This window comes from Candidatus Zixiibacteriota bacterium (genome assembly GCA_040752595.1).
Classification (GTDB): Bacteria; Zixibacteria; MSB-5A5; order WJJR01; family WJJR01; genus JACQFV01.
Map to the genome: position 1 here is coordinate 106,274 of JBFMGX010000005.1, position 25,250 is coordinate 131,523.

At 62.8% G+C, this 25,250-nt stretch carries 18 protein-coding genes; 1 reads left to right on the plus strand and 17 read right to left on the minus strand.

From position 1 onward, the window contains the following. Positions 1–16: 16 nt before the first annotated feature. From AB1792_02815 to AB1792_02870, 12 genes are all read right to left on the minus strand, one after another. Positions 17–634 (minus strand): C40 family peptidase, encoded by a 618-nt coding sequence (locus AB1792_02815; GenBank protein ID MEW5701143.1) that lies wholly within the window; start codon positions 632–634, stop codon positions 17–19. A 17-nt stretch (positions 635–651) separates the two neighbouring features. Beyond that, positions 652–1,596: a UbiA family prenyltransferase gene (locus tag AB1792_02820; GenBank protein ID MEW5701144.1), complete on the minus strand. Its 945-nt coding sequence runs from the start codon at positions 1,594–1,596 to the stop codon at positions 652–654. A gap of 14 nt (positions 1,597–1,610) precedes the next feature. After that, positions 1,611–2,420, minus strand: a complete 810-nt coding sequence (locus AB1792_02825) for a phosphatidate cytidylyltransferase (protein MEW5701145.1) — start codon at positions 2,418–2,420, stop codon at positions 1,611–1,613. A gap of 161 nt (positions 2,421–2,581) precedes the next feature. Further along, positions 2,582–3,382, minus strand: coding sequence for an isoprenyl transferase (locus AB1792_02830; GenBank protein MEW5701146.1), 801 nt, complete (start codon positions 3,380–3,382; stop codon positions 2,582–2,584). Positions 3,383–3,389: 7 nt separating this feature from the next. After that, positions 3,390–3,956 carry a ribosome recycling factor gene (frr, locus tag AB1792_02835; protein MEW5701147.1) on the minus strand — a complete coding sequence of 189 codons (567 nt, stop codon included), beginning with the start codon at positions 3,954–3,956 and terminating at the stop codon, positions 3,390–3,392. A gap of 316 nt (positions 3,957–4,272) precedes the next feature. Next, a complete protein-coding gene (gene pyrH, locus AB1792_02840; protein ID MEW5701148.1) occupies positions 4,273–5,031 on the minus strand; it encodes a UMP kinase in 759 nt (252 codons plus the stop codon). A 20-nt stretch (positions 5,032–5,051) separates the two neighbouring features. Beyond that, positions 5,052–5,645, minus strand: coding sequence for a translation elongation factor Ts (gene tsf / locus AB1792_02845; protein MEW5701149.1), 594 nt, complete (start codon positions 5,643–5,645; stop codon positions 5,052–5,054). A gap of 262 nt (positions 5,646–5,907) precedes the next feature. Further along, positions 5,908–6,687 (minus strand): 30S ribosomal protein S2, encoded by a 780-nt coding sequence (gene rpsB, locus AB1792_02850; protein ID MEW5701150.1) that lies wholly within the window; start codon positions 6,685–6,687, stop codon positions 5,908–5,910. A gap of 167 nt (positions 6,688–6,854) precedes the next feature. After that, entirely contained in the window at positions 6,855–7,247 is a 393-nt protein-coding gene (gene rpsI, locus AB1792_02855; GenBank protein ID MEW5701151.1) for a 30S ribosomal protein S9, read from the minus strand. Between the two features lie 61 nt (positions 7,248–7,308). Next, on the minus strand, positions 7,309–7,740 hold the full coding sequence (rplM, locus tag AB1792_02860; GenBank protein MEW5701152.1) for a 50S ribosomal protein L13: 432 nt from the start codon (positions 7,738–7,740) through the stop codon (positions 7,309–7,311). A gap of 78 nt (positions 7,741–7,818) precedes the next feature. After that, positions 7,819–8,655, minus strand: coding sequence for an alpha/beta hydrolase (locus AB1792_02865; GenBank protein MEW5701153.1), 837 nt, complete (start codon positions 8,653–8,655; stop codon positions 7,819–7,821). Between the two features lie 122 nt (positions 8,656–8,777). Further along, positions 8,778–11,729, minus strand: coding sequence for a S8 family serine peptidase (locus AB1792_02870; GenBank protein MEW5701154.1), 2,952 nt, complete (start codon positions 11,727–11,729; stop codon positions 8,778–8,780). A gap of 688 nt (positions 11,730–12,417) precedes the next feature. On the opposite strand from AB1792_02870, the gene AB1792_02875 reads away from it, so the two are divergent. Then, positions 12,418–14,703, plus strand: a complete 2,286-nt coding sequence (locus AB1792_02875) for a tetratricopeptide repeat protein (protein ID MEW5701155.1) — start codon at positions 12,418–12,420, stop codon at positions 14,701–14,703. Positions 14,704–14,780: 77 nt separating this feature from the next. On the opposite strand, the gene AB1792_02880 is transcribed toward AB1792_02875, so the two are convergent. The 5 genes from AB1792_02880 to AB1792_02900 form a co-directional block, all read right to left on the minus strand. After that, the gene (locus AB1792_02880; GenBank protein MEW5701156.1) at positions 14,781–16,901 is read right to left on the minus strand and encodes a hypothetical protein; all 2,121 of its coding nucleotides are present in this window, start codon (positions 16,899–16,901) and stop codon (positions 14,781–14,783) included. Between the two features lie 29 nt (positions 16,902–16,930). Beyond that, the gene (locus AB1792_02885; GenBank protein ID MEW5701157.1) at positions 16,931–17,884 is read right to left on the minus strand and encodes a PorV/PorQ family protein; all 954 of its coding nucleotides are present in this window, start codon (positions 17,882–17,884) and stop codon (positions 16,931–16,933) included. A gap of 54 nt (positions 17,885–17,938) precedes the next feature. Beyond that, positions 17,939–20,593, minus strand: a complete 2,655-nt coding sequence (locus AB1792_02890; protein MEW5701158.1) for a hypothetical protein — start codon at positions 20,591–20,593, stop codon at positions 17,939–17,941. A gap of 37 nt (positions 20,594–20,630) precedes the next feature. After that, positions 20,631–24,035, minus strand: coding sequence for a carboxypeptidase-like regulatory domain-containing protein (locus AB1792_02895; GenBank protein MEW5701159.1), 3,405 nt, complete (start codon positions 24,033–24,035; stop codon positions 20,631–20,633). A 309-nt stretch (positions 24,036–24,344) separates the two neighbouring features. After that, positions 24,345–25,178 carry a hypothetical protein gene (locus tag AB1792_02900; protein ID MEW5701160.1) on the minus strand — a complete coding sequence of 278 codons (834 nt, stop codon included), beginning with the start codon at positions 25,176–25,178 and terminating at the stop codon, positions 24,345–24,347. Between the last annotated feature and the right edge of the window lie 72 nt (positions 25,179–25,250).

Genomic DNA, 25,250 nt, shown 5'->3' on the forward strand with positions numbered 1-25,250 from the left:
GTCCGTCTTCGGCGCGTTATTGCTCCTGGCTGCGCAGCGCGGAAAGGACGCGTCGCGCCCCGACATAGGCGTCGCGATACGGTGGCGCATCCAACGACGTGATGATCACTCCCTCGGTCTCGGAGGCATGGAGAAACCGCCGCTCCCCCATGTAGAGGCCGACATGCGAAGGCGCCCGCGAACCGAGGTCGAAGAAGACCAGGTCGCCAACCGCCAGGTTCTCGGGTGTGACGATCCGGGGTAGATGATACAGGCCCCGCGTGGAGGAGGGCACCCGCGTGCCGGAGTATTCGCGGTAGACGACGCTCACCAGATTCGAACAATCGATGCCGTAGCGATCACTGCCTCCCCGCTTATAGGGTGAACCGACGTACCTCTCGGCGACGCGTGCAAAGACGCGGGGATCGACCGCCCGACTGTCGGCCACCGCCGGCATGTCATCTGCATCTGTGTTGGTGGCATCATCGGTGCTCGCGGCGGCCGGTTGATCCCCGCGGGACGGTGATGTGTTGTAGATCGGATACGGCGAGCACGACAGACTGAGAGCGGCAAGCGCGCCGGTCACCGCGGCATGATACAACACGCCGCGACGACGCCGTGTCTGCGACGGCCTCGTTGGCCTGGCCTGTTCCATTTCCCCTACCCCCTTCTTCAGTTCCCCGCATGCAAAGTGGGGTAGGTCATTCCGAAGCGCCAGCGGAAAAAAAGACGGGTCAGACAGAATCCGGCCACAAGCAAGATCAGGTAGTATGGGTAGGCAACCACGGCGGCCATCGAGAGCGCGGCGACGGCCGCTTTCGCCGCCCCGGTAGCGAGTTCGCCTCTTCTCGCCGCACTCCAGATGAAGAATGGCAGCGCTACGAGGGCGGCTCCGAACAGATGGTCGTCTTCGAGCACCCATGCCATCATTGTGGCGGCGCCGACCAGCAGAGAGGCCAAGTTCATTGTTCGGTGGGCGCCCAGCGCGACTGCCGCCGTCAGCTTCCCTGAGAATCTGTCCCCGTCGCGATCCGGGACGGTCGTTGCCAGGTAGACCGCACCGACTGCGAAGAGATATGGGACCGAGGCCTGCCACGAGATGATCGGTGGCTCGCCGACCGCCGCCCGACCGAAAAGGAAGATCAGCGAACCATGCCCCACGGCATTCGCCAAAAGACCCGCCCAAGGATGGTTCTTCCAAGCATGACGTCCGACGGAATACGCAATGCCCATCGATATGCCCACGACAGTCAGAGCCGGATACCAGAGACCAAAGACGACCGACAAGGCGAGCGCCGCCAGATCGAGTGCGACGGTGAAGATCCATGCTCCCCGAACCGGGATGATGCCTTCGGGAAGGAAGAGCAGTTTGCGGTTGCGCCGGTCAGAGTCAATGTCACAGAGTTGATTCAGGGTGTAGATGCCCCCAGCCAGACATGTCAGATGGAGGAAGAAGACGAGCCAGCGCCACGCGGGCATCCGGCCGGGATCAACGACACCGACCGTTCCCAGGAGGGCAGTCGTCCATACCGGAGGGAGAAGAACCGGCCGGAGAAAGAACAGATAGTCGAGTGGTGTCCGTACTCCGCGGATCGTAGGCGCAGACGGGTCCGTCATCGCGTGGTCGTCCGTCAGCCGGAAATGCCCCACAGACGCAGGAAAGCGAGAAGTCCGGGAGCTGCGAACAAGGCGGAGTCGAAACGGTCAAGCACGCCGCCATGGCCGGGGATGAGGGCCGAGGAGTCCTTCACGCCCGCCGCCCGTTTCCAGATTGACTCGAACAGGTCGCCGATCTGTCCCACGACGGCGATCATGATCGCGGCCGCAATCACGAGGATGGCGGGGGCATCAATCCACTCCCGCCAAACATAGAACAATCCGATCACGACTGACGTCGCGACCTGGGCGACAGCACCCGCAACGGTCTTGTTGGGGGAGATGACGGGTGCCAGTCGTGCCTTGCCCAACCAAACGCCGAAGAGGTAGGCCGCCGTGTCGCCGATCCAGAGATTGGCAAAGAGGAAGATCAGCCAAGAGAATCCCGCAGCGGGACCGACATCACGCAGCATCACCCAAGCTCCGAATCCGAGCCCGATCCAGATCGTCGCGATGATCTGTGCCGCTGCGCCCAGCGCTGCCCGGCTGGCGTCACGGCGCCAGATCGCGGGAGCGGCAGCGACCAAGAGGACCGCGACCAGCCAGACGACCCATGGTACTGACTCCGGCAGGACAGACCCAGGCACCGCCAGAGCGATTACGGCGGTCAGACTCACGGGGAATCCACCCCCGAGTGTTTGTGCCAGCTTTCCGGCTTCGTGGACCCCGAGCACGATCAGGACGGCCACCAGACCCCGCAGCCACCATCCCCCCTGATGGAAGATCCAGAGGAGGGCGGGGATCGCCACAATGGCGACCAAGAGACGGATTAAGAAGGCACGCATCTAGCGCATCTGGCGACTGAGGGGATGGCCAGTGTTCGGGAGGGCGAAGCTCCCGCTGAGCCGGGCTCGTCTGCGGTGATGAAGACCTGCTCGGCAGGAGCCTCGCCCTCCCATGAAGGCCTGTGACTTGGCGACTGGCTCAACCTGACCCAACAACCACCTCAACCGCGCGGTTTGGTGACCAGGCCGAAGCGGCGTTCGCGTGATTGGTAGTCAAGAACCGCGCGCAGGAAATCCTCGCGGCCGAAATCGGGCCAGAGCGTGTCGGTGATATACAACTCGGTGTAGGATGTCTGCCAGAGCAGGAAATTCGAGAGCCGACGCTCACCCGAGGTGCGGATGAGGAGGTCTGGATCAGGGAGCCCGTTGGTCTGCAGAAAGCGCGTGAAGATCTGTTCGTCGATCGCCTCGGGGTCGATCACACCATCCCGCACCTTGGCCGCAATCTGCCGGACGGCGTGCAGGATCTCGGTCCGGCCGGAGTAGTTGAGCGCCAGATTCAGCACCAGCCCCGTGTTCTCACGCGTCCGCTCGATCGCCTCCGTGACCGCCGCCCGTCGCGACGGCGGCAGGGCATCGATATCTCCGGTCGTGATCAGGCGCACGTTCTGCTCGGCCAACTCACGCAGCTCGCGCTTGGTCGTTTCGTACAACAGACGCATGATCGCCGAGATCTCGCGTTTGGGCCGTCCCCAGTTCTCGGTCGAGAAGGCAAAGAGGGTCAGGGCGGCGATCTTCACTTCGTCCGCCGCCATGACGACGCGCTTGACGGCGCCGACGCCGGCACGATGCCCGGCCGAACGCGGCAGACCACGACGTTGCGCCCAGCGACCATTGCCGTCCATGATGATCGCCACATGCCGGGGGACCGGGTGGGGTCCCGCCAGGACGCACCGCAAAAGATCGTCGGTCGACGATCCCGTCGTTGGCAGACAGCGTTGGCCGGTCGCGACCTTCGACATCCGTTCCTCAGACCTCCATCACTTCCGCTTCCTTCGCCGTCACGAGCTTGTCGATCTCGGCGATGAACTCGTCCGTGAACTTCTGGATTTCCTCGGTGGCGCGATGGTGTTCATCCTCCGAGACGATCTTGTCCTTCTCCGCCTTCTTGAGATGGTCATTGGCGTCGCGGCGGATGTTGCGGATGGCCACCCGTCCCTCTTCCGCGTGCTTCTTGACCAGCTTCACCATGTCCCGGCGTCGTTCCTCGTTCAGCGGCGGCACCGGGATGCGGATCAGGTTCCCTTCGACCACCGGATTGAAGCCCAACTCGGCCTTCTGAATGGCCTTTACGATTTCACCGGTCAGCGGTTTCTCCCACGGCTGGACCAACAGCAGTCGCGGTTCCGGTGCCGAGAGCGAAGCGACCTGATTGAGCGGGGTCGGGTTGCCGTAGTAGGTCACGCGAACGGTGTCCAACAGCGCGACGCTCGCCTTGCCGGTGCGAATCGTGCCCAGTTCCCGTCTGATGGCCGCAACGGCCTTCTGCATGTGGTCCTTGGCATCGGCTTTAATGGTGGCGGCGGATATGGCCATGATCACACCCTCCCGGTAATCGTTCGACCTTCAACAGCACGCAACTGACACCCGGCGAAAAATATGTGCCCACGCGGGGAATCGGCAAGGCAAAACGCCCCATCGGCAACCGTCAGAGACACGCGCCGATGGGCAATCTGAGCGGTCCGGTCCCCACTCTCCACCGCCGGTGCACAGACACTTGCGCCGGGTGGGGGCACCCGGCGCTGCGAAACGGGGTTCTTGTCAACACGTCGCGGGATCGACGGCATCAACCACACCTTCGCACTCCCATTCGTGATACACTGTATCCCCGGGAACGGACTCCGAGGCGATGTCACTGGGGCGTGACGACCGTGCCCAGGGGCTCGCCGGCGACGACGCGACCGAGATTCCCCTCACCGGTCAGATCGAACACGATGATCGGTATGTTGTGGTCCATGCACATCGAAAGCGCGGTGGCGTCCATCACCCGCAGCCGACGCGTCAAGGCCTCGGTGAACGTCAACGATTCAAAGCGCGTCGCGGTCTTGTCAATCACCGGGTCCGCGGAATAGACGCCGTCGACCTTGGTCCCCTTCAGGATCACATCCGCACCGATCTCCAGGGCCCGCAGGGCGGCCGCCGTGTCGGTCGTGAAGTAGGGATGGCCTGTGCCCGCCGCCAGGAGCACGATCCGTCCCTTCTCGAGGTGACGCGTCGCCCGGCGGCGAATGTACGGTTCGCCTACCGATGCCATCGGCAACGCCGTCAGCACCCGCGTCGCGGCGTCGATTCTCTCCAGCGCATCCTGCATCGCCAGGGCATTGATCACGGTGCCGAGCATCCCCATCTGGTCGGCCACGGCGCGATCCATCCCCCGCGCCGCCGTGGCGACACCCCGGTAGATGTTGCCGCCGCCCAAGACAACCGCGACCTCAAGACCCCGGTCGCGGACGGACTTGATCTGCCCGGCCAGCGAACCGAGGATTTCCAGGTCGATTCCCCAACCGGTGGGCCCGGCCAGGATTTCGCCGGAGACTTTCAGCAGAATGCGATGAAACCCACCTGAGGTGAACCGGCCCCGTGCGCTATGGGCGGCATCGCCACCGCTCATGACGGCTCCGCGATCCGCCACTACTCGCCGAGGCGAAAACGGACGAAACGTTTGACGACCATGTTCTCACCCAGCCGCGCGATCATCCCCTGCACCAGGTCGCCCACGCTCTTGTCCGGGTCCTTGACATAGGCCTGCTCCAGAAGGCAGGACTCGGCATAGAATTTCTCCAGCTTGCCGTCGACGATCTTGTCGAGGATCTTCTCCGGCTTCCCCTCATTGATCGCCTGTTGACGGTAGATCTGCCGCTCGCTCTCGACCAGCGCCGAATCGAGTTCCTCGCGCCGCACCGCGGTCGGATTGGCGGCGGCCACCTGCATAGCGATCTCCTTGGCCAGTTGCCGGAATTCATCGGTGCGCGCCACAAAGTCGGTTTCGCAGTTGATCTCCACCAAGACACCCAACTTGTCGCCCGGGTGGATGTATGCGAAAACCAGCCCCTCCTTAGTGGCCCGTCCGGCCTTGCCGGCGGCGCGTGCCAGACCTTTCTCCCGCAGGTAGGCGATCGCCCGTTCCGGATCCCCGCCGCTTTCACTGAGGGCCTTCTTGCAATCCATCATGCCGGCGCCGGTTCGTTCCCGCAGCGCTTTCACATCGGCAGCCGATATCGACATCGTTCCCCTCTCACGCAGAAGTCTTTGTGTCACAGGTCTTCAGGAGTTGTCAGAGAAGCTCTCCCACAACGGGAGATTGCTTCGTCGGTGGTTCGCTACCGCGAATCACCTCCTCGCAATGACGTTGTGAGTTTTTGGTCGGCTGGCTGTCGTTGCGAGGAAGTCCGCCTCGGCGGACGACGAAGCAACCGCCCGACAGACAGAATTCCCTCCCAGTCAACTTCTTCAACACGCCCTTCAGATCCGTGCGTCGGTCCCAAGATCACTTCCCGGCCTCATCGGTGCCCGCCGCACTCCAGGCGCGTTCCCCGACCATCGCACCGGCCTCCGGCCTGACTTCCTCATCCGCAACGTCCTTGCGCCGGCTGCCGGCGCCCTCGATCACCGCGCCGGCGACCGCACCGGTCAACAGGCGGATCGATTTGATCGCATCGTCGTTTCCGGCAATCGGGAAATCGATCGGATCCGGGTCGGAGTTGGTGTCGACGATGGCGACGATGGGAATGCCCAGCTTGCTCGCCTCGGCGACGGCGATGCGCTCCTTGCGTGTGTCGACCACGTAGAGCAGACCGGGAAGACGCCCCATGTCCTTGATCCCGCCGAGGACCTTCTCCAGCCGTTCGATCTCCTTCTCGAGTTTGAGGCGCTCCTTCTTGGTGAGCTTCTCGAAGGTGCCGTCCTCGCGCATGGTCTCCAGATCGCGGAGCCGCTTGACCGACTGGCGGATCGTCGTGAAGTTCGTCAGCATGCCGCCCAGCCAGCGCTCGGTGACGCAGAACTGCCCGCAGCGCTGCGATTCGGCCGAGATCACGTCCTTGGCCTGCTTCTTCGTGCCGACGAAGAGGACCGGCCGTCCTTCCATGGCGACCTCGCGCGCCTTGCGACAGGCGGCCTCCAGCGAGATCAGCGTCTTGCGCAGATCGATGATGTAGATGCCGTTACGCGCGGTGAAGATGAAGGGCTTCATCTTCGGATTCCAGCGCTTGGTCTGGTGGCCGAAGTGCACTCCGGCGTCGAGCAGATCCTTGACTTCGATGGGCACGTTCACCTCGTGACATGGGTTTTGTGTTGCCTGGCCAACTCCACCACACGCCGCTGGTCACCATCCCACGGGCAGGAAGCCCGACCCGGGATGATTTCGGCGTGTGTGTGTCAAGAGCCGCCGCATCGCGACGGCTTCCGTTGTCATCCTCGTTCAGGTGCCGCTGACTAACGCTTCGAATACTGGAAGCGCTTACGCGCCTTCACCTGACCGTACTTCTTGCGTTCCACCGCGCGGGCGTCGCGCTCCAGGAAACCGGCCCGTTTGAGCTTCGGTCGCCAATCCGGATTCATCGCCTGCAGGGCGCGGGAGATTCCCAGGCGTAGAGCTCCCGCCTGGCCCGATTTTCCGCCGCCTTCCGCATAGCAGATGATGTCGACCTGCCCCTTGGCCTCGACCAGCCGCAACGGCTGCTCGATCAACATCACGAGCGTCTCGCGATGGAAGTACTCGTCCAGGGTCAGACCGTTGACGACGAACCGTCCGGTTCCCATTTGCAGTCCGACTCGTGCCGTCGCCTCTTTGCGTCGGCCGGTGGCCCAGAATGTGTCGACCGCCAAGTATCCTCCAGCTCTCTCTTGGTTCTTCCGTGGTCTTGCCCCGGCTCCGCCCTCAACCGTGTCAACTCAGGACCAACGGCTGCGGCTTCTGTGCCGCATGCGGGTGCGTCTCACCCGCGTAGACGTGCAGCTTGCGTATCAGACGACGCCCGAGGCGGTTCTTCGGCAGCATGCCGCGGACAGCGCGGCGCACCAATTCCTCCGGACGGCGATCCCGCAGCTTCCCGAGCGTTTCCCATTTCGCACCGCCAGGATATCCCGAGTAGTGGAAATAGGTCTTTTCCGTCTCTTTGCCGCCGGTCGTCCGCACTTTGGCTGCGTTCAGGACGATCACGAAGTCGCCCACATCGAGATGCGGCGTGTACTGCGGCTTTGTCTTGCCGCGCAGCACGCGGGCGATTCTCGCCGCGGCGCGACCGAGAACCTGATCGGCCACGTCGACCGTGTACCAGTCGCGCTGAATGCTGTCGGCCTTGGGAATGTACGTCTTCATCAATTGCCCTTCCCCATCCAAAGACAAAACACCAAATTTATCACCACGCCCGTGTACTGTCAACAGACAACTATCTCTTCACATCCCTGCCCCAACGTTCTCTTCCTGAGACTTTTCAGTCACATGCTGACTGAATGCCGCCAATCGGTCGAAGAAGTTCTCCCCGGCAACCTGATACAGATCGTTGTGCCTGCCCCCTGGAATCGGCCATAATTCCTTGACTCCCATCGCGATAGCGAACAGAACCGAGGCGTCTTCCACGGGGACCGTTTTGTCGTCGGTCCCGTGCATGATCAGGACCGGCAGGTGGAGCTTCGCGAGATTGGCCTCATTGTCGAAGCGGTAGTCCATGGCCCACCCCACCGGCAGACCGAACATGATGCGCTGCCCCATTCGCGCCGCGGAACGGAACGCGGCCTCCAGAATCAACCCGGCACACGGCCGGCGTGTCGCCAACTCAGTGGCCACCGCCCCGCCGATGGAATGCCCCCAGAGAACAATCCTGTGCGGCGCGACGCCGAGCGATGCGGTCATGTAGGCGTGTGCCGCCTCGGCATCAAGGTACACACCGGCCTCGGAGGGGCTCCCGTCGGACTCGCCTGTCCCCCGGTAGTTGAAAGCTACCACCCCCAGGCCGTGGAGGGCGACCGCCGAAAGCAACTCCGTACGGTCAGCCAGATTCCCCGCATTCCCACAGAAGTAAAGGAGGACCGGACCGGTGGCCGGCAGGCGTGAGTGCCACCCAGTGATCCTGACTCCGTCCGCGGTGGCCGTTGAGAACGAGGAGAACCCTGGGGGAGGAGGCGTAGCCCCTGTTTGCGGACGAAACGCGACACGTGGCTCTACCCAACGAACCGTCAACTTGAGGGCGACAGCCAGAAGCGCTATTCCCACAACCCAAGCCAAGACCGTCATCGGCACGCCGCGCACCATCCCAACAAGGAACCCCTGAAACAAGGCGTAAGCCTTGCCTCAACCCCTGATCCGGAGTGTAGGGAAAATCGTCGGTCAGAAAAACGGGATTCGCGTCGGGTCTTCTATTTGAGGAGGACCAACGTGCGGATTTCGGCCGGCCGCCCGGCCATCGTCAGCCGTGCGAAATAGATCCCGGACGCCAACGCACGTCCCTGACCACTGCCGCCATCCCAGTTGAGCAGATGCCGACCGCTCGGGAGAACGCCGTCGACCAGCGTCGTGACATGCCGTCCGAGAACGTCTACGATCTCCAATCGCACCGATTCCTCACCGGAACCCGCAATGGTCACCGGAATGGTCGTCTGAGCATTGAAGGGATTCGGGTAGTTGTGACCCAAGGCGAAGGATGGGGGAGGCTCGATGTCGCCACCATTGTCACCGATGCCGCTTGTCCTCAGCCAGCGATCGCGGGCGGTCCCTGATGCCTCTGTGAAGGACTCAGTGTTCGGAGCAACAATGAAGGCCACGGCCACGACCAGGGACTCGCCGGCGTTCACAGTGACCGGCGCCGTGGCCAGTGCCGCCAGGTAGTCCCCTGCCGTTGTCGGCGCTTCGGAGCTCCCCGGCGCCATGTCGCCTCGCTTCACGGCCTCCGTGAGCGCGAGCTTGCCGCCGTACGGGTTGGCGAGGAACCGACGCGCCGAGAAGGCAGCATTGATCGGGGTCAGACCGGCGACCGCCTCCGAGTTGTCGGTACCGTGATAGACGCCGCCGGACGCAGGATCGTGGTGGACGCGTTCGTCAATCGCTCCACCGACCCCCGGAATGTCGATGTCGAGAAGCCACCCGATTTGCAGCCCCTGGATCACCGCTGCCGTGCGGTTGTGAATCGTCCAAGTCACGGTCACGCACTCAGCACCACTGCTGTCGCGGCAGTACTCGGCCGACGGCGATACGAGCACACCAACCGGCCAAGCGGCCCGACTATCATCGAATTGCAGAGTCGAAGTACTGGCCGCCGCAACGCCTTGGGATCCCGTCACCGGCGAGAAATCGAAGGGTGATCCCCCGTCGCTCCGACGCGAGGCATCGGCGAATCCGCCGCTCTCTGACGCGACCATCAGGGCCGCCTCGTAGAGCAGATTGCCGCTGAAGTGTTGCGCGCGCCATCCCGAGCCGCCGGCATCGAGACTTGAGCCGGGACCGAGTCCGAGCTGCCCGATGTTCGAGAGCGACATCCCCATTGTGCCGTCGCCGACGTGCTCGATCACAGATCCCGCCGGTAATCCACACGGCACGGCAAATGTGTCGACCCAGTTCCCCAGGTGCGGATCTCCGGTCAGGGACAACTCGAAACGGATCGAGTCCCCTGCTCGCATGCCCGCCGGAACGGAAACGATGAACGGGGCATAGGCGTTGTCGACGGTCAGTCCCACGGGAAGCGTATCGAAGCGCGCCGTGTCTACCGGCAACATGACACCCGGAGTCATAGAGCAGAGCCGGGCCTGAACGTGCGCGGCTTCCGCCCCGGTGGCGACCAGTGACACGACCAGTGGACCGGTCTCGCCGCGCGCCAGGATCTGATCACCGGTCGCATCGGGCGCGACCGTGGCGACAATGATGGTCGGAGCCACCGCCGCAGGCAGGGCGGCGAGCGCCGCTCCCAAGTCCAGCATCCCGTGCCCGGAGGCGTTATCTTCACCAACCGGATCGACATCACGGGCCGTCGCCATGAGGGCTGTCTTGATCTCCTCCGGCGTCAGGTCCGGGTTGTACTGGCGCAGGAGGGCCACCGCCCCGGCCAGATGCGGGGCCGACATCGAGGTCCCACTGATCAACTTGTAGGATTGCCCTTTGTAGGCCGAGCGGATGTTCACACCGGGGGCAACCAACTCCGGCTTGACCGAGACGCCATCGCAGGCCGAGGGACCGCGGCTGGAGAACGGAGGCACAGTGAGAACGGGCGTGGTCGCGTCGACCGCTCCGATCGAGAAGCACGAGGTGGGCGACACCGCACGGTCGGCCGGATTGCGCAGTGACATCGAGTATGGCCCTTCGTTCCCGGCGGCAAACACGCAGACGATTCCCATCGCCTCGACATGATCGATGGCGTCAAAGAACAGCGAGTCGCATGCATTGATGATCTGTTGCGAGACGCCCCAGGAGTTGCAGACCACGTCGGGGACATCGGCTGTCGTGGCCGGATCACCATCGGGATCGGCGACCCACTCCAGTGCGGCCAGAATATCGGCAAAGGTCGCCGACAGAGAGCGCCCGCGGTCGATCACGGCGGCGTTGATCCACTCGGCATCCGGAGCCATGCCGATCGTATCGGCGCCATCGCGCCCCACGGCGATTCCCATGACGTGCGTGCCGTGGCCGTTGTTGTCGGCCGGCACTGGCGTGTGGAAGGGATCGAACCAGGCGGCAGCCGTGTCACCGTGCATCCCCCGCCAGCGATCCTTCAAGGCCGGATGGCTCCCCTCCACACCGGTATCGATCGAAGCCACGAGCCGACCGCGTCCGGTCAACCCCCGCGACCAAAGGGCACGCGCGCCCACGACCGCCAGGTTTTCCTGCGCACCGACAGCGGCCGCCGTGGCATCGGTGACCGAAACCGGCCGCATCAACTCGACCGCGGGATTCAGACTAATCGCCGCAACGTCATCGCGTTCGGCGAGGGTGAGTAGAGCGGGGAGGTCGGCGCGGACGTGGAGGGCATTGGTGATCCAGAAGCTGCTGATGAGCGTGGCGTGACCCGGCAGCGATGCGATTGCGGCTGTGAGTCTGGACTGTGTGTGCACGGCCTCATCGTGAAGAAGGACGCCGACGCGGGCATGCCGTTCACCGAGACTGCGCGACGCCGACGCGGCGAGCGTGAGCTTTTCACCCGACTTGCGCGATCCGCGCGGCGCCACCAGGAGATCAAAGGTCGCCGTCGATGACGCCTGGGAAAGCGCCGACACCAACGACGGCGTCAGAACGGACAACTGGCGGGGTGATAATTCCCCGGCCGCAAGGGACGCCGACCATGCCATCAGAGACGCTAAGACTGGGATCGTGACGACTTTCATTCTATCCAAGACTCGAGCGCAAGCGGAATGCCGCTGCTCAAAATCTAATCAATGTTTGGGAAGATGGGCCCCTCTTTTCCAGGACGTCGTAAGCGATTGCGGCCGCTTAGGTTGGCACAACACACACAACGGCACGAACACCCACGACTGCATCAGACCACAGCTATCGGCACGGTGTTGCATGATTTGCAGGGCGTTGCAGAATCGCGGGCCGTCGCGCGCCAGAGTCGAAAGGAACCCAGACGGGTGACACGGAAGAGGCTAGGAGTCGATAGACTCTGTTGTGTCGCATAGGGGAGGCCCCGGCCGATTGAGTCGGCCGGGGCGAAAAACCCTACAGGCCCCATGGGTTGGGAGGGGTTATTGCGCGAGGAAGAACTGAGCGTCGGACGCGAATCGGAGGTTCGTGAGCATGTTTTAGACCACCGACGTCACCATTCGCAAGTCCCCTGCCGGACTGGGGACCCGGTCCATTAGCCCGAAACGCCGCTCTGGACGTCAGGTATCCGGCAGTTGATCAGCGGCTTGCGGCCCATGTTCGAACAGCGCGCAGCGCGCCCGAGCTCTGCGAGACTCTGCCACCGTGCAGACGAATTCACATTCCCGGCACTCGGGCGACAGGTCATGGGGAGAGCGCCGACGCCATTCCCGGTGACGGAGCCGCACCGCGATTGTATACTGGACGATCATGGAGTCGCCCAAGGCAGCCGCTCGCCATCTCCGGCTGGGTCTGACTGCCGCACTGATCGTCGGCGCGGTGATTCGCGTGGTCTATCTGCTGCAGATTCGCGACAACCCGTTCTTTCTGCATCCGATCGCCGATGCCGCGCACTTCGACCGCTGGGCTGAACAGATCGCGGCGGGCGATCTGTGGGGCTCAGGTCCGTTCTTCCGTGCGCCGCTGTACGCCTACGCGCTCGCCCTCGTGTATTGGCTGTTGGGGCATGATCCGCTCGTTGTGCGCGGCATCCAGTTCATTGTCGGGTTGGTCGGAGTTGCGGGGACGGCCATTCTGGCCCGGAGACTGTGGAATGACCGCGTCGGCGTGATCGCCGGTTGGTTGGCGGCGCTGTATCCGACCGCGATCTACTATGAGGGCGAGCTCCTTTCGGACTTCCTCCTGCTCTCCATCACGCCGTTTCTCCTGTTGGCATGTCTCCATGCCGCGGCGCACAGACGGGCCGGGGCCGTTGCTCTCGCGGGAGCTCTGACCGGCATTGCCGCGATTACGCGACCGACGGTGCTGGCCACGGTGCCCGTGTTGCTGGCGTTGCTGGTTCACGAGCCGATCCGTCAACGCCACTGGCGTACAGCACTGGGGCGGACGACGTTGTTCCTAGTGACAGCGGCGCTGATGATCGCACCGGTGACGCTCCGCAACGTCATGGTCGGCCACGACCGGGTCTGGATCGCCTGGCAGGGAGGCATCAATTTCGCCGTCGGCAATCATCGCGGCGCCGATGGGGTATCGGCCGCGATGCCGCCTTGGGGGACCGCATGGACGGTCGCCGAGATCACGGCGGCGGCCGAGACGGCCGCCGGGCATCGTCTCAAGCCGTCCGAGGTCTCCCGCTACTGGACCGGGCGGGGATGGCAATTCTGGCGCGAATCCCCCGCCGCGGCCCTCCGACTCCTGGGTCGTAAGTTGCTGCTGTTTTGGCAGGATGCCGAGTACTCCAATAATCAGAGCCGGAGCTGGTTCCTCAGTCGCTGGGGACCGGTGTTGCTTGTTCTCCCCCTATCCTTCGGACTGCTGGTCGGATTCGGGGCCATCGGCTGGTTCTCCGCGAGGAGTTCACTTCCGCATCGCCTGATTCTACTATGGACGATACTATATGGAATAGCCGTCGCGGCGTTCTTCGTCAGCGACCGGTTTCGCCTGCCGGTCGTGCCGATCTGGATCGGCGCGGCCGCGGCGGGGCTGTCGTGGTTGTGGGACAGGTTCCGCCGGCGGCATTGGCGCGCCGCGGTCCCCGCGGCTGTGATCGTGCCGGCCCTGGTGCTTGTCGGCCGCTGCGACTTCTTTGACCTGCCGACGGAGTCTTTGCCGCGATCGTACCTGGCGTTGGGGAACATCCAACTCGAATCGGGACAGACGAGCGCGGCTCTGGCCTCATACGACACGGCGCTCGCCATCGACCCGGGGTACCCCGGACTCTGGATGGGACGCGGCGCCGCCCACTACCGCGCCGGACTTGTCGACTCGGCCGCTGAGGATTTCCGCCGCGAACTGCAGCGGCATCCTGCATCGCCGGAGGCGCTGACGAATCTGGCAGTTGCCCGACTGGACCTGGCCGATACGGCGACAGCACTGCTGCTGCTGGAACAGGCGCTGGCGGCAAGCCCACGTTTTCTACCCGCGGCGGTGAGCAAGGCACGCGTTCTGCGTAGCCAGAACCGCCGGGAAGACGCCTACCAGACGCTCCGTCGGACCACCGATCCGACGTCCGGTCCGGACGCCCATCTCCTATTGGGAGTGCTGTCCATGGAATTGGGACGGTTGGAGGAGGCGGATTCGTTGTTCGCCACCGTCGTCCATGCGCCGGGACGCATCGTCGGCGCGGATGTCAGCCCCGATGTCCCGCGGCTGCTTGGCGTCTCAGATCTCCACAGAGATCTGGCGCTCGCGCACTACAACCGTGGGGTCATTGCCGGCATGCGCCGAGTGTGGCGCGATGCCACAACAGAACTCAGATCCGCCGTGAATCTCGATCCTCAGTTGGCGCAAGCATGGTCGAATCTCGCACAGGCCTGCCTGCAAGTGGGTGCTGTTGATTCGGCCCTGGTGGCCGCACACCAGGCGGTTCACCTCGGGCCCGGAAACCCTGTCTACTTGACCACCCGAGCGATGGCCTACCTGTCCGCAGGCGACACTGCCGCCGCCGCCGCCGATGCCCGAGCCGCGTTGGACCACGACTCGAACTTCGCGCCTGCCATCGCTATTCTGCGCCGCATCAGCACCGACCGCCAGTGACCAGCCGGATGAAGACGAAAGCCCCCGGGTTGGCAGCCTGCCACCCGGGGGCGCGAAGTGAGTATCTGTCGATTGAACTACGACTGGCTGAAGGGCAGGAAGAACCACTCGGTCATCTTGATGAAGACCTCTTTCGCCTGCTCCTGCTTGATGAAGTACATCGGGAACGAGAAATACGCCGTCTTGTAGAGTGGTGCCGATTTGCTGGGGCCGACCATACGGACGGCCACGACCTTCTCGTGTGAGAACGACGCCCCGCCGCCAGGCGGAATCGGCCCGAGCGGACGCCAGCTTTGGAATACATAGAGCGGCGACGAGCGCGCCCCGCGCACCAAGAAATCGACATCGGGGACGCCGACTGCAGCGAGGCAATTCTTGGAGCCACACAGGTTCACCTTGAACGTTGCCGGCAAATACATGCTGTCGATCCGCTCGTGGTCGACCTCCAACATCGTCGGCAAACCCGTTCCGGCCGGCGCGACCAGACGCGCCCCAATGAACTCATCGTTGCTTGCCGGCGGCAATGGATCCTGCTGGTTGATCGGAATGGCAACCCGCTGCCAACCCGGATAGTACATCTGTTCGATGTCGAAATACTGACATGACAACGGCCCCGTGTAGAACGGAGAAGTCTCACTGCACAGGTCCATCAGCATCGACGGACAGCCCTGACAGATCTCCGTAAAGGGCATGAACGTGTGTCGGCCGATAATCCAGAGCATCCCGCCGGCGTCCAGGTAGCGACGCAGCACCGCCTGAAGGCTGGGCTTTTTCCAAGGCGGGCTGATCGGATCGATGACATCATCGCTCACCTGGATGACGAGACGATGTTGCGCCAGCATCTCGAGCGAGAGGTAGTTACCACAGCGCACCAGTTTTGGATCAGGGCAGTCCTGTTCCGGCGGCGGTCCGGCATTCCGCCACCACCAGTCTTCGAGCGTGTCGGCCTGGGCATTCGGCTCGCCGGTCTGGATGGCGGCCTGTTTGTAGGCGGCCTGAAGCATCTCCACGAGGAACGCTTGGTTCGCCATGGGTGAGGCCTCTTGCGACTTGGTCGACGGATTGGTGAGGGCATCCGTGCCGTACCACGTGTCGTCGATCATCATCACCTTGCGCTCGAACTTGGGGTAGATGGCCTTGAACGTGGCGATCGCCGGTGTCTCATCGGCGATGAAGGCGTCATCCCGCGCCCGCACAACAATGGAGAACCATCCGGAGCGCGTCCGTGTCGTGTCATTGAGTGGATCGGGCTGCCGGTCGGCGACACGCCAGAGGTTGTAGACGTATGTCGCTGTGTCGATCACCCAGACACCCTGAAGGGTATCCGGGTTCCTGGACTCCCAGACCGGTTCCATCCCCAGCGTATCATCCAGAGTCGGAGGATGGTCGGCGATGTACGGGTACGGTCCGAACACCCGCCAGTGGAATCTCAGATCCGGAGTCGTCGGCGGACGAAAGTCGAGGTTATCGGATCCGTCCCAGTTCAGTCGGATGCCGGAGTACGCTCCGGAGAGCCGCGGCAAAGAGATGTACTCCGTCACGCGGTCGAAACTGGACGGGATCTCGGTATCGGGCCAATGGTTGCGACGCGTGAACGAACGGTACTTGGTCTTGGAGGTCGCGCCCCGGTCATCGATGGCGCGGAGAAACATGTACTGCGGGATCGTATCGGAGACGCAATCGACCGGTATGACCGAGTCGCGTGTGGCCCCCGAGATCGGATCCTGGACCTGAATCGTCTGCGAATCGCAATCGGCGATCAACGGCGATGCGTACAGTTTGACACGCTCACGGGTCGGATGGGTCACCGAATCGCTGAAGATCGAGATCCACCGTGGGTACTGGTCATTGAGCACGAACGCGATGAACTTGTCGACCGCGGGGAGATTCCCCGGCAGCGTCGCCGCCACGCTGTCGACTTGGGACTCGAGCACCACCGCATAGTCGTAGCGCACGATCCGCCCGTCGTTGTCGGTCCCATACCAATAGACCATGGGACTGGAGCCAAACTCCGTCCGGTCAGGCGGGACGTTCACCAGGAAGACCTCCGGCGGGTCGTTTTCCCCCGGACCGCCTTTATTGTCCAGCGTCCCGCAACCCAAGGGCAGCAGAACCGCCAGGGAAAGCCCCAAGGCAACTCCCCAGAGGAACAGGACCGATCGTCCTCTTCCGGCCAGTGTCCGATTCACAGAGATCATTGTGTCTCATCCTCCGAGGGACGTGCCCCTCAAAAGTCCACGGTCATCGAGAATCGATGGATCTGGTCGAGCGCGCCGAAATCCTGATAGCCATAGTCCAACCGGGCCGCCAGCTTCCCACCCAGCGCAAAGTGCACGCCGCCACCGAACGTGACGCCGCCGAGATCATGCTCGAACCGGTGGCCGATTCGCAGAGCCGCCAGATTCCGAAACATGTATTCGAAGCCGGTGTTGTACTTCTCGCGGTTATCGGCCGGATGGGCCCCCTCCAAGGCGAAGACCGCGTGATGCTGCGGGTTGTCGAGAACGTCAATGGCACCACCGAACCGGAAGCTGATCGGCAGTGGATACGGCTGTGTGATGAACTTCATGTCCGGCCCGAAGTTCGTCAGCGTCATGACGATCTTGAAGTTGCGGAAGCCGGTATTGTACTGCGTGCCGACGTCCGCGGCCCATCCCGTGGAGCGCTCTTCCTCAAAGAGCTCATCGATGATCTTGACGGTGCCGCCGACGGAAAAGCGATCGGTCAAATAGCGGCCATACGAGAGCGACACCGCATAGTCTCTCGCCGTGAAGGTCCACCCGGGAGCGCCCATCTCGTACTCCGGCGTCGTGACCGGCATGTCACCGGCATCGAGGCCATAGTACGCCACCCCGAAGACGCCGCCGAACGCGACCGGCCAGGCAAGACCAACGAAAGAATAGCTGATGTCGGCCGGATAGTCGATCAATGAGACCATCACCTGTCGGTGATCCAGTTGGACCAACCCGGCGGGGTTGTAGTAGATCGCCGAGGCATCGTCCGCGATGGCGGCGAATGCCCCGCCCACGGCATCGGCGCGGGGCGAAACTCCGACTTCCAGGAACTGCGCCCCCGTGGTGCCGACCTTGTCCTGTGCACGGGCGGAACTGGGAGCTACGGCCAGCGACACGCACATGGCCACGACCCCCGCCCCGCCAATCAACCGTCGTCGCAATTCCATATCACATTCCTCACGTCTGCTTGCCGGCCCCAAATCCGTCGCGGTGCCACACTGTCACTTGATGATCACGATCTTGCCCACTTGCGAACCGAGACGCGAATCCACCTTGTAGATGTAGATCCCCGATGCCACGGCCTGCGTGTTGCGCGACACCAGGTCCCAAGAGATCTTGGACGGGTACTCCGACAGGTTCTTGTCCGGGTGATCCAGGGTGCGCACCAAGTCACCGTCGAGCGTATAGATGCTGATCGTCGCCGTGTCGGGGAGATTGATGAAGTGGATGCGCCGGTCACGCTCATCGAGCGGCTGACCCGACGATCTCTGGCTGGCCGTGCCCTCGTACCCCTGCTCGAAGTAGCTCGTGCGACGTCCGTCCGGTCCCACGTATGAGATCTTGTACGGATTGGGGTACGCCACGACCTTCACCGAATCCCGTTTGACGCCGCCGGAATCCCAATAGGCCTGTACGACGTCCGACGAGTAGATCGGAATGCCGTCGGTGCGGCACTGCCCCGGCGTCGTCTCCAACGGCGGCAGACTCTTCACCGGATCGCCGAAATCAAACGTCGTGACGGTCACGAAATAGTGTTTGGCGGGCAGAAGATTCGACAGGACGACTTCATAGTCGCCATAAGTCCCCAAGTCGGTGTTGTAGACGGCCACGCGCTGGATGAGGTTCTTCACGGTGTCGCCGCCCACGACAAACTCATTCGCCATGTTGTAGTCCTGCGGGGCGAAGTAGGCGCACTTGTCGACTCCGGGCTCGGTGGAATCTGTATAGTGATAGCAGGTCGCGAATGAGGGAGCCGCATGGGCTTCGGGATCAAACGTCGGGTCGTTGAATTCCGTGCGCCATTCCTCGAGCGTGTGCGGGGAGCCGGTGACGGACCATTCGAGTTTTGCGGGGTCCCACGTGTAGCGACGGAAATCGACCTTGTCCCAACTGGCCAGAAGGGTGTAGTCCTCAGCCGACGGGACGTCGTCCTTCGAATTGCGCTCGGCGTAGTAGACCTTGTATCCCTCGAAATCCTGCGTCAGCGTCTGGGCATCGGTGGCCAACTCCGATTGGGCCCCCGACCAACTCACCACGAGCTCCTTGGGCCGTGAGGCCAGGGTCAGCGCGGCGCACGGCGGGGCGCTCGGGCCGCTGAAGTCCGGACAGCCGTCACCCGTGTAGTACACCCGCTCATGCGAGATCGAGTCGACGAAGTACTCGCCGCGGTACCCCGCGGGATCTTCGTCGGTATCGACACCGAAGTTGTCAAAGACGAACCCCGCCCACCACGCGTTCCGCGCCAGATCGCTGAAGTACAGCTTGCTGTAGTACGCCTCGGGACGACTGGCGTCGAGCCTCTTGGTCGGGTCCCGGTGCAGACTGTCACCGGCAATCAACGCAAAAGTCAGTGGGACGGTTTCGCCGGGATTGAGCACGGGGACCGGTCCGATCGCCAACACGCTGCGTGTATCGAGCCCGTCGGCGAGATTGTTGGCGGAGGGTGACGGCGGCTTCCATCCCTCGGCGGTATAGTTGATCGCACTGAACAACTGGCCATAGTCGAGTTCGTTATTCGACATATAGTAGTATTTCGCGCGGTCGCTGGAGGGTGTTCCATTGCCGCCATGACCCAGGCCGCGCAGATCATCCAGCCGCCGGGGGCCCCAGTCGTTGACGGCCGTGCCGTCCGACGTCCACCAGTTGAATGTCCGGTGCGTCCCCGCCGGCCCGCGGAGTATGCGCAGCCCCATGACGCCGATGCAGGAACCGCGTGTGTACCGCCCGCCGCTGGGGTCGCCATCGTTGTCGGCGGCCCACGCCATGTCCAACGTATCCAGATATGTGGGGCTCGTCGGATTCGGCCAGGTCCTCAAGAAACCGGAGATGTCGTCCGTGGCGTCGCCGGCCCCCTGCGTCTGCCACACGTCATTGTCCATGAAGACGCCGAGCCACATCTTCTCGATGGGATGGTCGGTGATGTTCTTGATGGCGCAATCGACAATGACAAAACGTTGCGAGTACGTGTCGGACCCGGCGTGCGAGACTTGCGAGATTTCCAGCCCCATGGGCAGGTGAAGTCCCTGCCGCTCCGGATCGCCGGTGGCCGCCAACACCAGAGTGTCATAGAAGACGCAACCGCGAACCTGCGCCAGGGCCTTGCGCTTAAGGCCGAGGAACTCCCACAGACTGTCCTCCTTCGGCTGGCAGCCCAGCGGCGTGTGATCGGGGGGCAGACTTTCGGCCATGGGCGCAAACCCCCAGAGCTCGCCTCCGAAACCGGCCCATCCCTCATGGCCCAGACTCATGAGCGTGTCATTGCCGATGATCCCTCCGATCCATAGCGAACCGGTGAACAGGTAGTCGAGTCGCGATCCACCGGGAAACTCGAACGAGGGCGTGTAACTGAGCTTCAGCAATCCCTGGTCTCTGGGATCGAGGAAGAACCCCCCATGGTTGGAACCGAATCGCCCGTCGTTCGAGATCGTCGCCCAGATCTGCCCGATGTAGTGCGCCCGACGCGATTCCACCAACGCGGCGGGTCGTGTCAGTTCCTGACGCCCCTTCAGGTCGGGAGACAGAGTCGGCGGGTTGTCCACGGCCATGGCCGGGACTGACACAATGAGGGCCGACATGAGAATGCCGCAGGCGACCTCGAACCAAAGCCGCCGTCGTGCGCGCCACGTATTCACAGTCCACGTCTCTGACACCATCATCCGTTCTCCTTCAATGCCTTCCACGGCCACGGCCCGATCAGAAGTTCACGCCCACGCCCACACGAACCTGGCGTCCCTCGCCCCAGTTGCGCGGATCAGGATCGCGTTCGCTCAGATAAATGACTCCCGGCCCCTGATTTTCGCCGGTCTCGGGGCGACCGGTCGCGGTGTAGACCGTCTGAATGTCGCGGTTGTCGAACAGGTTGTATACCCAGATCTCAAACGTGTAGTCGAGGCGGCCGAACTTGAAGTCCTTGTTGAACCGCAGATCGACGTTGCTGTGAGACGGGAAACGCTCCGAATTCGTCAGCGGGTCCTCGCCGCCGACCAACGTGCGTCGCACACCGGGATGGTCCTTGTCCGGCGTGTAGGGGAATCCCGAACCGAACTGCCAGAAGACGTTGAACCCGAAGTTATCGGGAATCCGCAAACCGAACAACTTCGGGTGGTCGCGGGCGGGAACGCGGACGTCGAGAATCAGGGTGATTTTGTGCCGCTCGTCCCAATCCAGCGGAAATTCCTGGATGCGGAAGCGGCCCCCGGTCCGGGCATAGAAGTTCTCAAAATAGTCCAGCGCTTCCGCCGACGATTTCCCGTAGGCATACGAGAAATTGTAGGTCATCGACCCGGAGACATAGTTGCCGTATCGCTTCTCCAGCTCGAGCTCCAACCCGCGGGCGCGCGAGTAGTCGGAGTTCTCGTAGTAGTTCCGTTCCAGACGGACGCCGATCTCCTTGGACTCGCTGACGCGACCGAAGTCGTCCGTGTAATACCCTTGGATCGACAACAAGTATTCCGGTGTCAGCATGTATTGCACGCCGAACTCGTACTTGATCGTCTTCGCAAAATCGAGGTTGACGTTGCCAAAGGTTCCCGTCACCGAATACAGTTGCGTTGAGCGACGGTACATCTGGTAGAGCTCGGGCAACTGGTAGAAGTGGCCGTAGTTGAAGAACACCTTGGCCTTGTCCGAGATGGGATAGGAGAAGGCAATGCGCGGCGCAAACTTGTCGCGATAGTCCTCGACACGACCCGTGTCTGAGAACAGCACGCGCGCCGACTCCTTGGCACCTGCCGATTGCACAAAGAACTCGTAGCGGAACCCCGCTTGGGCGATCATCTGCCCGTACTCCATCTTGTCCACGACATAGAAGGCCCCGGACTTGGGGGTCTGATGGTAGAAGTCGCGCACCGAGCCCCGTCCGGGGTAGGGCCCGCCGTCGTTCAGCGCGTTCACGTCGTACACGTAAGGCTGAAGCAGCTCATCGAATTTCAGGTCATAGGCCGAGTACGTCATGCCGACTTTGACCTCGTGCTCCCGACGAACCTGGCTGACCAGATCGACCTTGAGCGTCTTCGTCACCGGTGTGCGCACGTGCCAGACCGCGTCCTCGTCCCAGCCGTAGTCGTAGAATCCCTCGGCGGCATCCCGACGCCCATTGCCGTTCCGGTCATAGTAGGGCTCCCCTTCATTATAATAGGCGTCGATGTTGGACCACTGTCCCGAAGGCGGCGTCGCGCTCGCGTCGAACGTCTCGTTCTGATTCAGGTCACGGAAGGGCACACCCGGGACCCACGTATCGCCGGGACTCTGGTACTTGCCGTCATACGAGAGATCCTCGAACGGCTCACCGAGGGGATACCCATTGATCGCCCCCGGCCCGTCCCAGACACCATTGTGGTTGACATCGGTGTATGGCTCGCCCAAGGACTGATCGCCGTCAACGAACGGTTCCGGACGGTCGTTCGGAGTGCCTTCGACGGCATACGACTGGAGCTCGCGTCCGGGATCGTACATCCCATTGCGGTTACCGTCCAGGGTCAACAGGTCACCAACGTCGTATTGTCCGTTGTTGTTGGCGTCCATGAACTGCTCGCCGCTGTTGAAGTCGTAGCGGCCGTTGCCGTTGAAGTCATAGACTAGGCTGTCCCCGAGGAGTGGATCATCCTGCGGAGGCGGATTGAACACACCGTCCTCATTCCGGTCGAAATAGATGTCGCCGAAATTGTACCGCCCGTCGGGGTAGCTATCGACCCATTTCTCGGCCGGATCCCAGCGACCATTGCCGTTGCGGTCCAGATACTGGTCGGACTGGCTGGGGAACAGGAAATCGTCGGGATTCATCGTTCCACCCTGATCGGTGGGATCGCCGGGCCGCTGCCAGTAGTAGCGCGATGAGCGGGACATCAGGACCTCGTAGTAGGTCGAGGGACCGAGGTTGTGCGTCCAGCGCAGACTGTAGGCATCGTTGCGATCTTCGATCCAAGGGTGGCTGTTGGGTGTGTACCGGTAGTTCCAACTCAGGGTGTTCGACGACTGGGCGCGCTCGTAGGAACGCTTGAAGATACCGGTCATGCGGATGTCCGGATGCAACCGGTAAGTCAGCTTCACGAGGGCATTCCCGGCGTTTTCCTGCCGGTCGGGGATGATCATGCCGAGGAACTTCGTATTGCGATAGGTGGCCCGTGTGCTCGACGTCGTGTAGCGATTGAACCAAGTGTAAGTGTCGGAGCGGTCGAAGTCGAAGCTCAGAAAATACGAGAGCTTGTCGGCCATGTTCGGCAGACCGAGCTGGGGCAGCAGACGGCGCGTGATCAGCGGTTCCGGACCGCCCAAAGTGAACTCCAAGCGCTGGTAGTTGAAGGAATACTTGTTGAGCTTGTTGCTGCCGAAGTTGTCGGTGAAATACTGCACGTGCCCCTGCGTGACCGTACGGTCGCCTTCTTTGGTGGACACGTTCACCAAACCCGACGTGCCGCCGTACTCCGGGGACCATGCCCCCTTCACGACAGACACGTTTTCGATCTCTGTCCCGGAGAGGTTCAACGAAGCGGTGGCGCCGCGGCCCCCCAGGGGGTCGGACATCGAGACGCCGTCCACCGTGTAGATCAATTCGGAGGAACGGCCCCCGCGGATATGGAAACGGTCATTGCGCACGGTGACTCCCGCGGTGGTCTTGAGGATATCGCCCACGTTCACCACGGGCATGGTCTTGATCTTTTCGGCGGTCACGTCACGCTTGGTCGAGGCCTGGTCCATCTGGATCATGTCTTGCTTGCCGATGACCTCGATCGGTTTGAGCTCGACCGCGCTCTCTTCCATCTCGAAATTGACGTTCGTCGTCTGGTCGGGCTTGACGGTGACGTTACGGACGATGACGGCCGTCCGTCCGATCAACTGCGCCTCCACCGAGTGCTCTCCCGGGGGCACGGCCAGGATCGTGTACTTCCCATCCACGTCGGTCTTGGCGCCCAGAGTCGTGCCCTCGATCACCACCACGGCACCGGGAATCGCTTCCTTGGTTTTTTTGTCCACCACGAGACCGGCGATCTTCCCAGTGACGCCCGCCTGCAGCGGTTCTGAAATGAGTAGGACCGCCAGCGCGATCAGACCCCAGCTCGCCAAAGTCCCGCCGCAACGCTTCATCCTGCGTTGGATCATACCGATATCCTCCCGGCGCGAATCACCGCCGTCCAAACCTCATTGCTTACCCAAGCATGACCTGCCGCAATGTCCGGCCCAGTCTCCATTCCCCTGCCCGACCCACCATGATGGCCGAAAGGCGGCCCGCCCGGCGGGAGGGCGAAACTCAAACTTGTTCTGCCATTCGACCTTAAGTCAAGGAGAAACGCCTCCATCCCATGCGCGGCGGGCTGGCTCACGGACATATTGCCAAGCCTGCGCCGCGGCCTGCCTCCCCACCCCGTTATTCGCGACGGCGGCCAATATTCCCGCGCCCCGCGTGTTTTCTCAGCATCGGCGGTGCCATCCGGTCCGCTGCCAAGCGGCCACCTGTCCCCCAACCTCGTGCATGACGTCTGATCCAGGCTCCGAGGTGTCGAGGTCGACGGCAAAAGCCTTCTGGAACCCCCGCTGGAGCACAGCGGCCAGTTCGACCCAAGATGTACTGCGATGATTCACCCCGAGATCGACCCAGCGTTGTTCGCGGGATTCCTCGGCCAAGCCGTTGGGTCCCAACGGCCAAAAGCGATCGTCGGGGTCAGGGGCTCGTTGATAGATCGTCCCATGTTGCAGAACTGCGGAGGGCTCAAGCAATTGTGCCGCGGCGACCAACTTGCCGCCACCGAGTCCCAACTCATGCCGGGTCAGCGAGCGACCGCAGAGCCCGTGCTGTCTTCCTGTCCGTGTGTCCGAAGCGCCGTCGTGCCGGGCCGGAAGCTCGGGATTGAGTCCCAGCTCTTCCGCGCCGGAAGCAAGAGCGCGGATGATGCGGGTGAAGATGGCACGGAATCCGACGGATGGACTTGCGGCGATGACGCGGCGGCCGCCGACCACCGCATAGTTGATTTCATCCCGGTGTAACAGCGCGCCGCCGCCGGTCGGACGACGCACCCAGTCCCAACCATGGGCGGCACACGCCTCAGGATCAATCACGTGTCGCCAACGCTGGTGTCGTCCGATGGTTACCGCTGGGGGAACCATGCGATAGAACCGCAGGTAGGCAAGGCCGGGTCTGCGCTCACACCGCGCGAGCAGCACGGCATCCAGCGCCATTTGAGTGGCGGCGTCGGCTTCCAAAGGAGGCAGGGAGTACCAGATGTGTTCGGCCGCAGAACGGGGCATGGCGCCGACCGGAATCTAATCCGCGTCCGGCCCGGCGGCAACGTCGGAACCAGCGAATCTCAGACCCATCAC

Excerpts from the sequence above, each read along its gene's own strand:
- AB1792_02875 (MEW5701155.1), top strand. The coding sequence starts at position 12,418 with ATGGAGTCGCCCAAGGCAGCCGCTCGCCATCTCCGGCTGGGTCTGACT.
- pyrH (MEW5701148.1), bottom strand. The coding sequence starts at position 5,031 with ATGAGCGGTGGCGATGCCGCCCATAGCGCACGGGGCCGGTTCACCTCA.
- AB1792_02890 (MEW5701158.1), bottom strand. The coding sequence starts at position 20,593 with ATGATGGTGTCAGAGACGTGGACTGTGAATACGTGGCGCGCACGACGG.
- tsf (MEW5701149.1), bottom strand. The coding sequence starts at position 5,645 with ATGTCGATATCGGCTGCCGATGTGAAAGCGCTGCGGGAACGAACCGGC.
- frr (MEW5701147.1), bottom strand. The coding sequence starts at position 3,956 with ATGGCCATATCCGCCGCCACCATTAAAGCCGATGCCAAGGACCACATG.
- AB1792_02820 (MEW5701144.1), bottom strand. The coding sequence starts at position 1,596 with ATGACGGACCCGTCTGCGCCTACGATCCGCGGAGTACGGACACCACTC.
- AB1792_02880 (MEW5701156.1), bottom strand. The coding sequence starts at position 16,901 with ATGATCTCTGTGAATCGGACACTGGCCGGAAGAGGACGATCGGTCCTG.
- AB1792_02885 (MEW5701157.1), bottom strand. The coding sequence starts at position 17,884 with ATGGAATTGCGACGACGGTTGATTGGCGGGGCGGGGGTCGTGGCCATG.
- AB1792_02895 (MEW5701159.1), bottom strand. The coding sequence starts at position 24,035 with ATGATCCAACGCAGGATGAAGCGTTGCGGCGGGACTTTGGCGAGCTGG.
- AB1792_02815 (MEW5701143.1), bottom strand. The coding sequence starts at position 634 with ATGGAACAGGCCAGGCCAACGAGGCCGTCGCAGACACGGCGTCGTCGC.
- rplM (MEW5701152.1), bottom strand. The coding sequence starts at position 7,740 with ATGAAGACGTACATTCCCAAGGCCGACAGCATTCAGCGCGACTGGTAC.
- AB1792_02865 (MEW5701153.1), bottom strand. The coding sequence starts at position 8,655 with ATGACGGTCTTGGCTTGGGTTGTGGGAATAGCGCTTCTGGCTGTCGCC.
- AB1792_02825 (MEW5701145.1), bottom strand. The coding sequence starts at position 2,420 with ATGCGTGCCTTCTTAATCCGTCTCTTGGTCGCCATTGTGGCGATCCCC.
- AB1792_02900 (MEW5701160.1), bottom strand. The coding sequence starts at position 25,178 with ATGCCCCGTTCTGCGGCCGAACACATCTGGTACTCCCTGCCTCCTTTG.
- AB1792_02870 (MEW5701154.1), bottom strand. The coding sequence starts at position 11,729 with ATGAAAGTCGTCACGATCCCAGTCTTAGCGTCTCTGATGGCATGGTCG.
- AB1792_02830 (MEW5701146.1), bottom strand. The coding sequence starts at position 3,382 with ATGTCGAAGGTCGCGACCGGCCAACGCTGTCTGCCAACGACGGGATCG.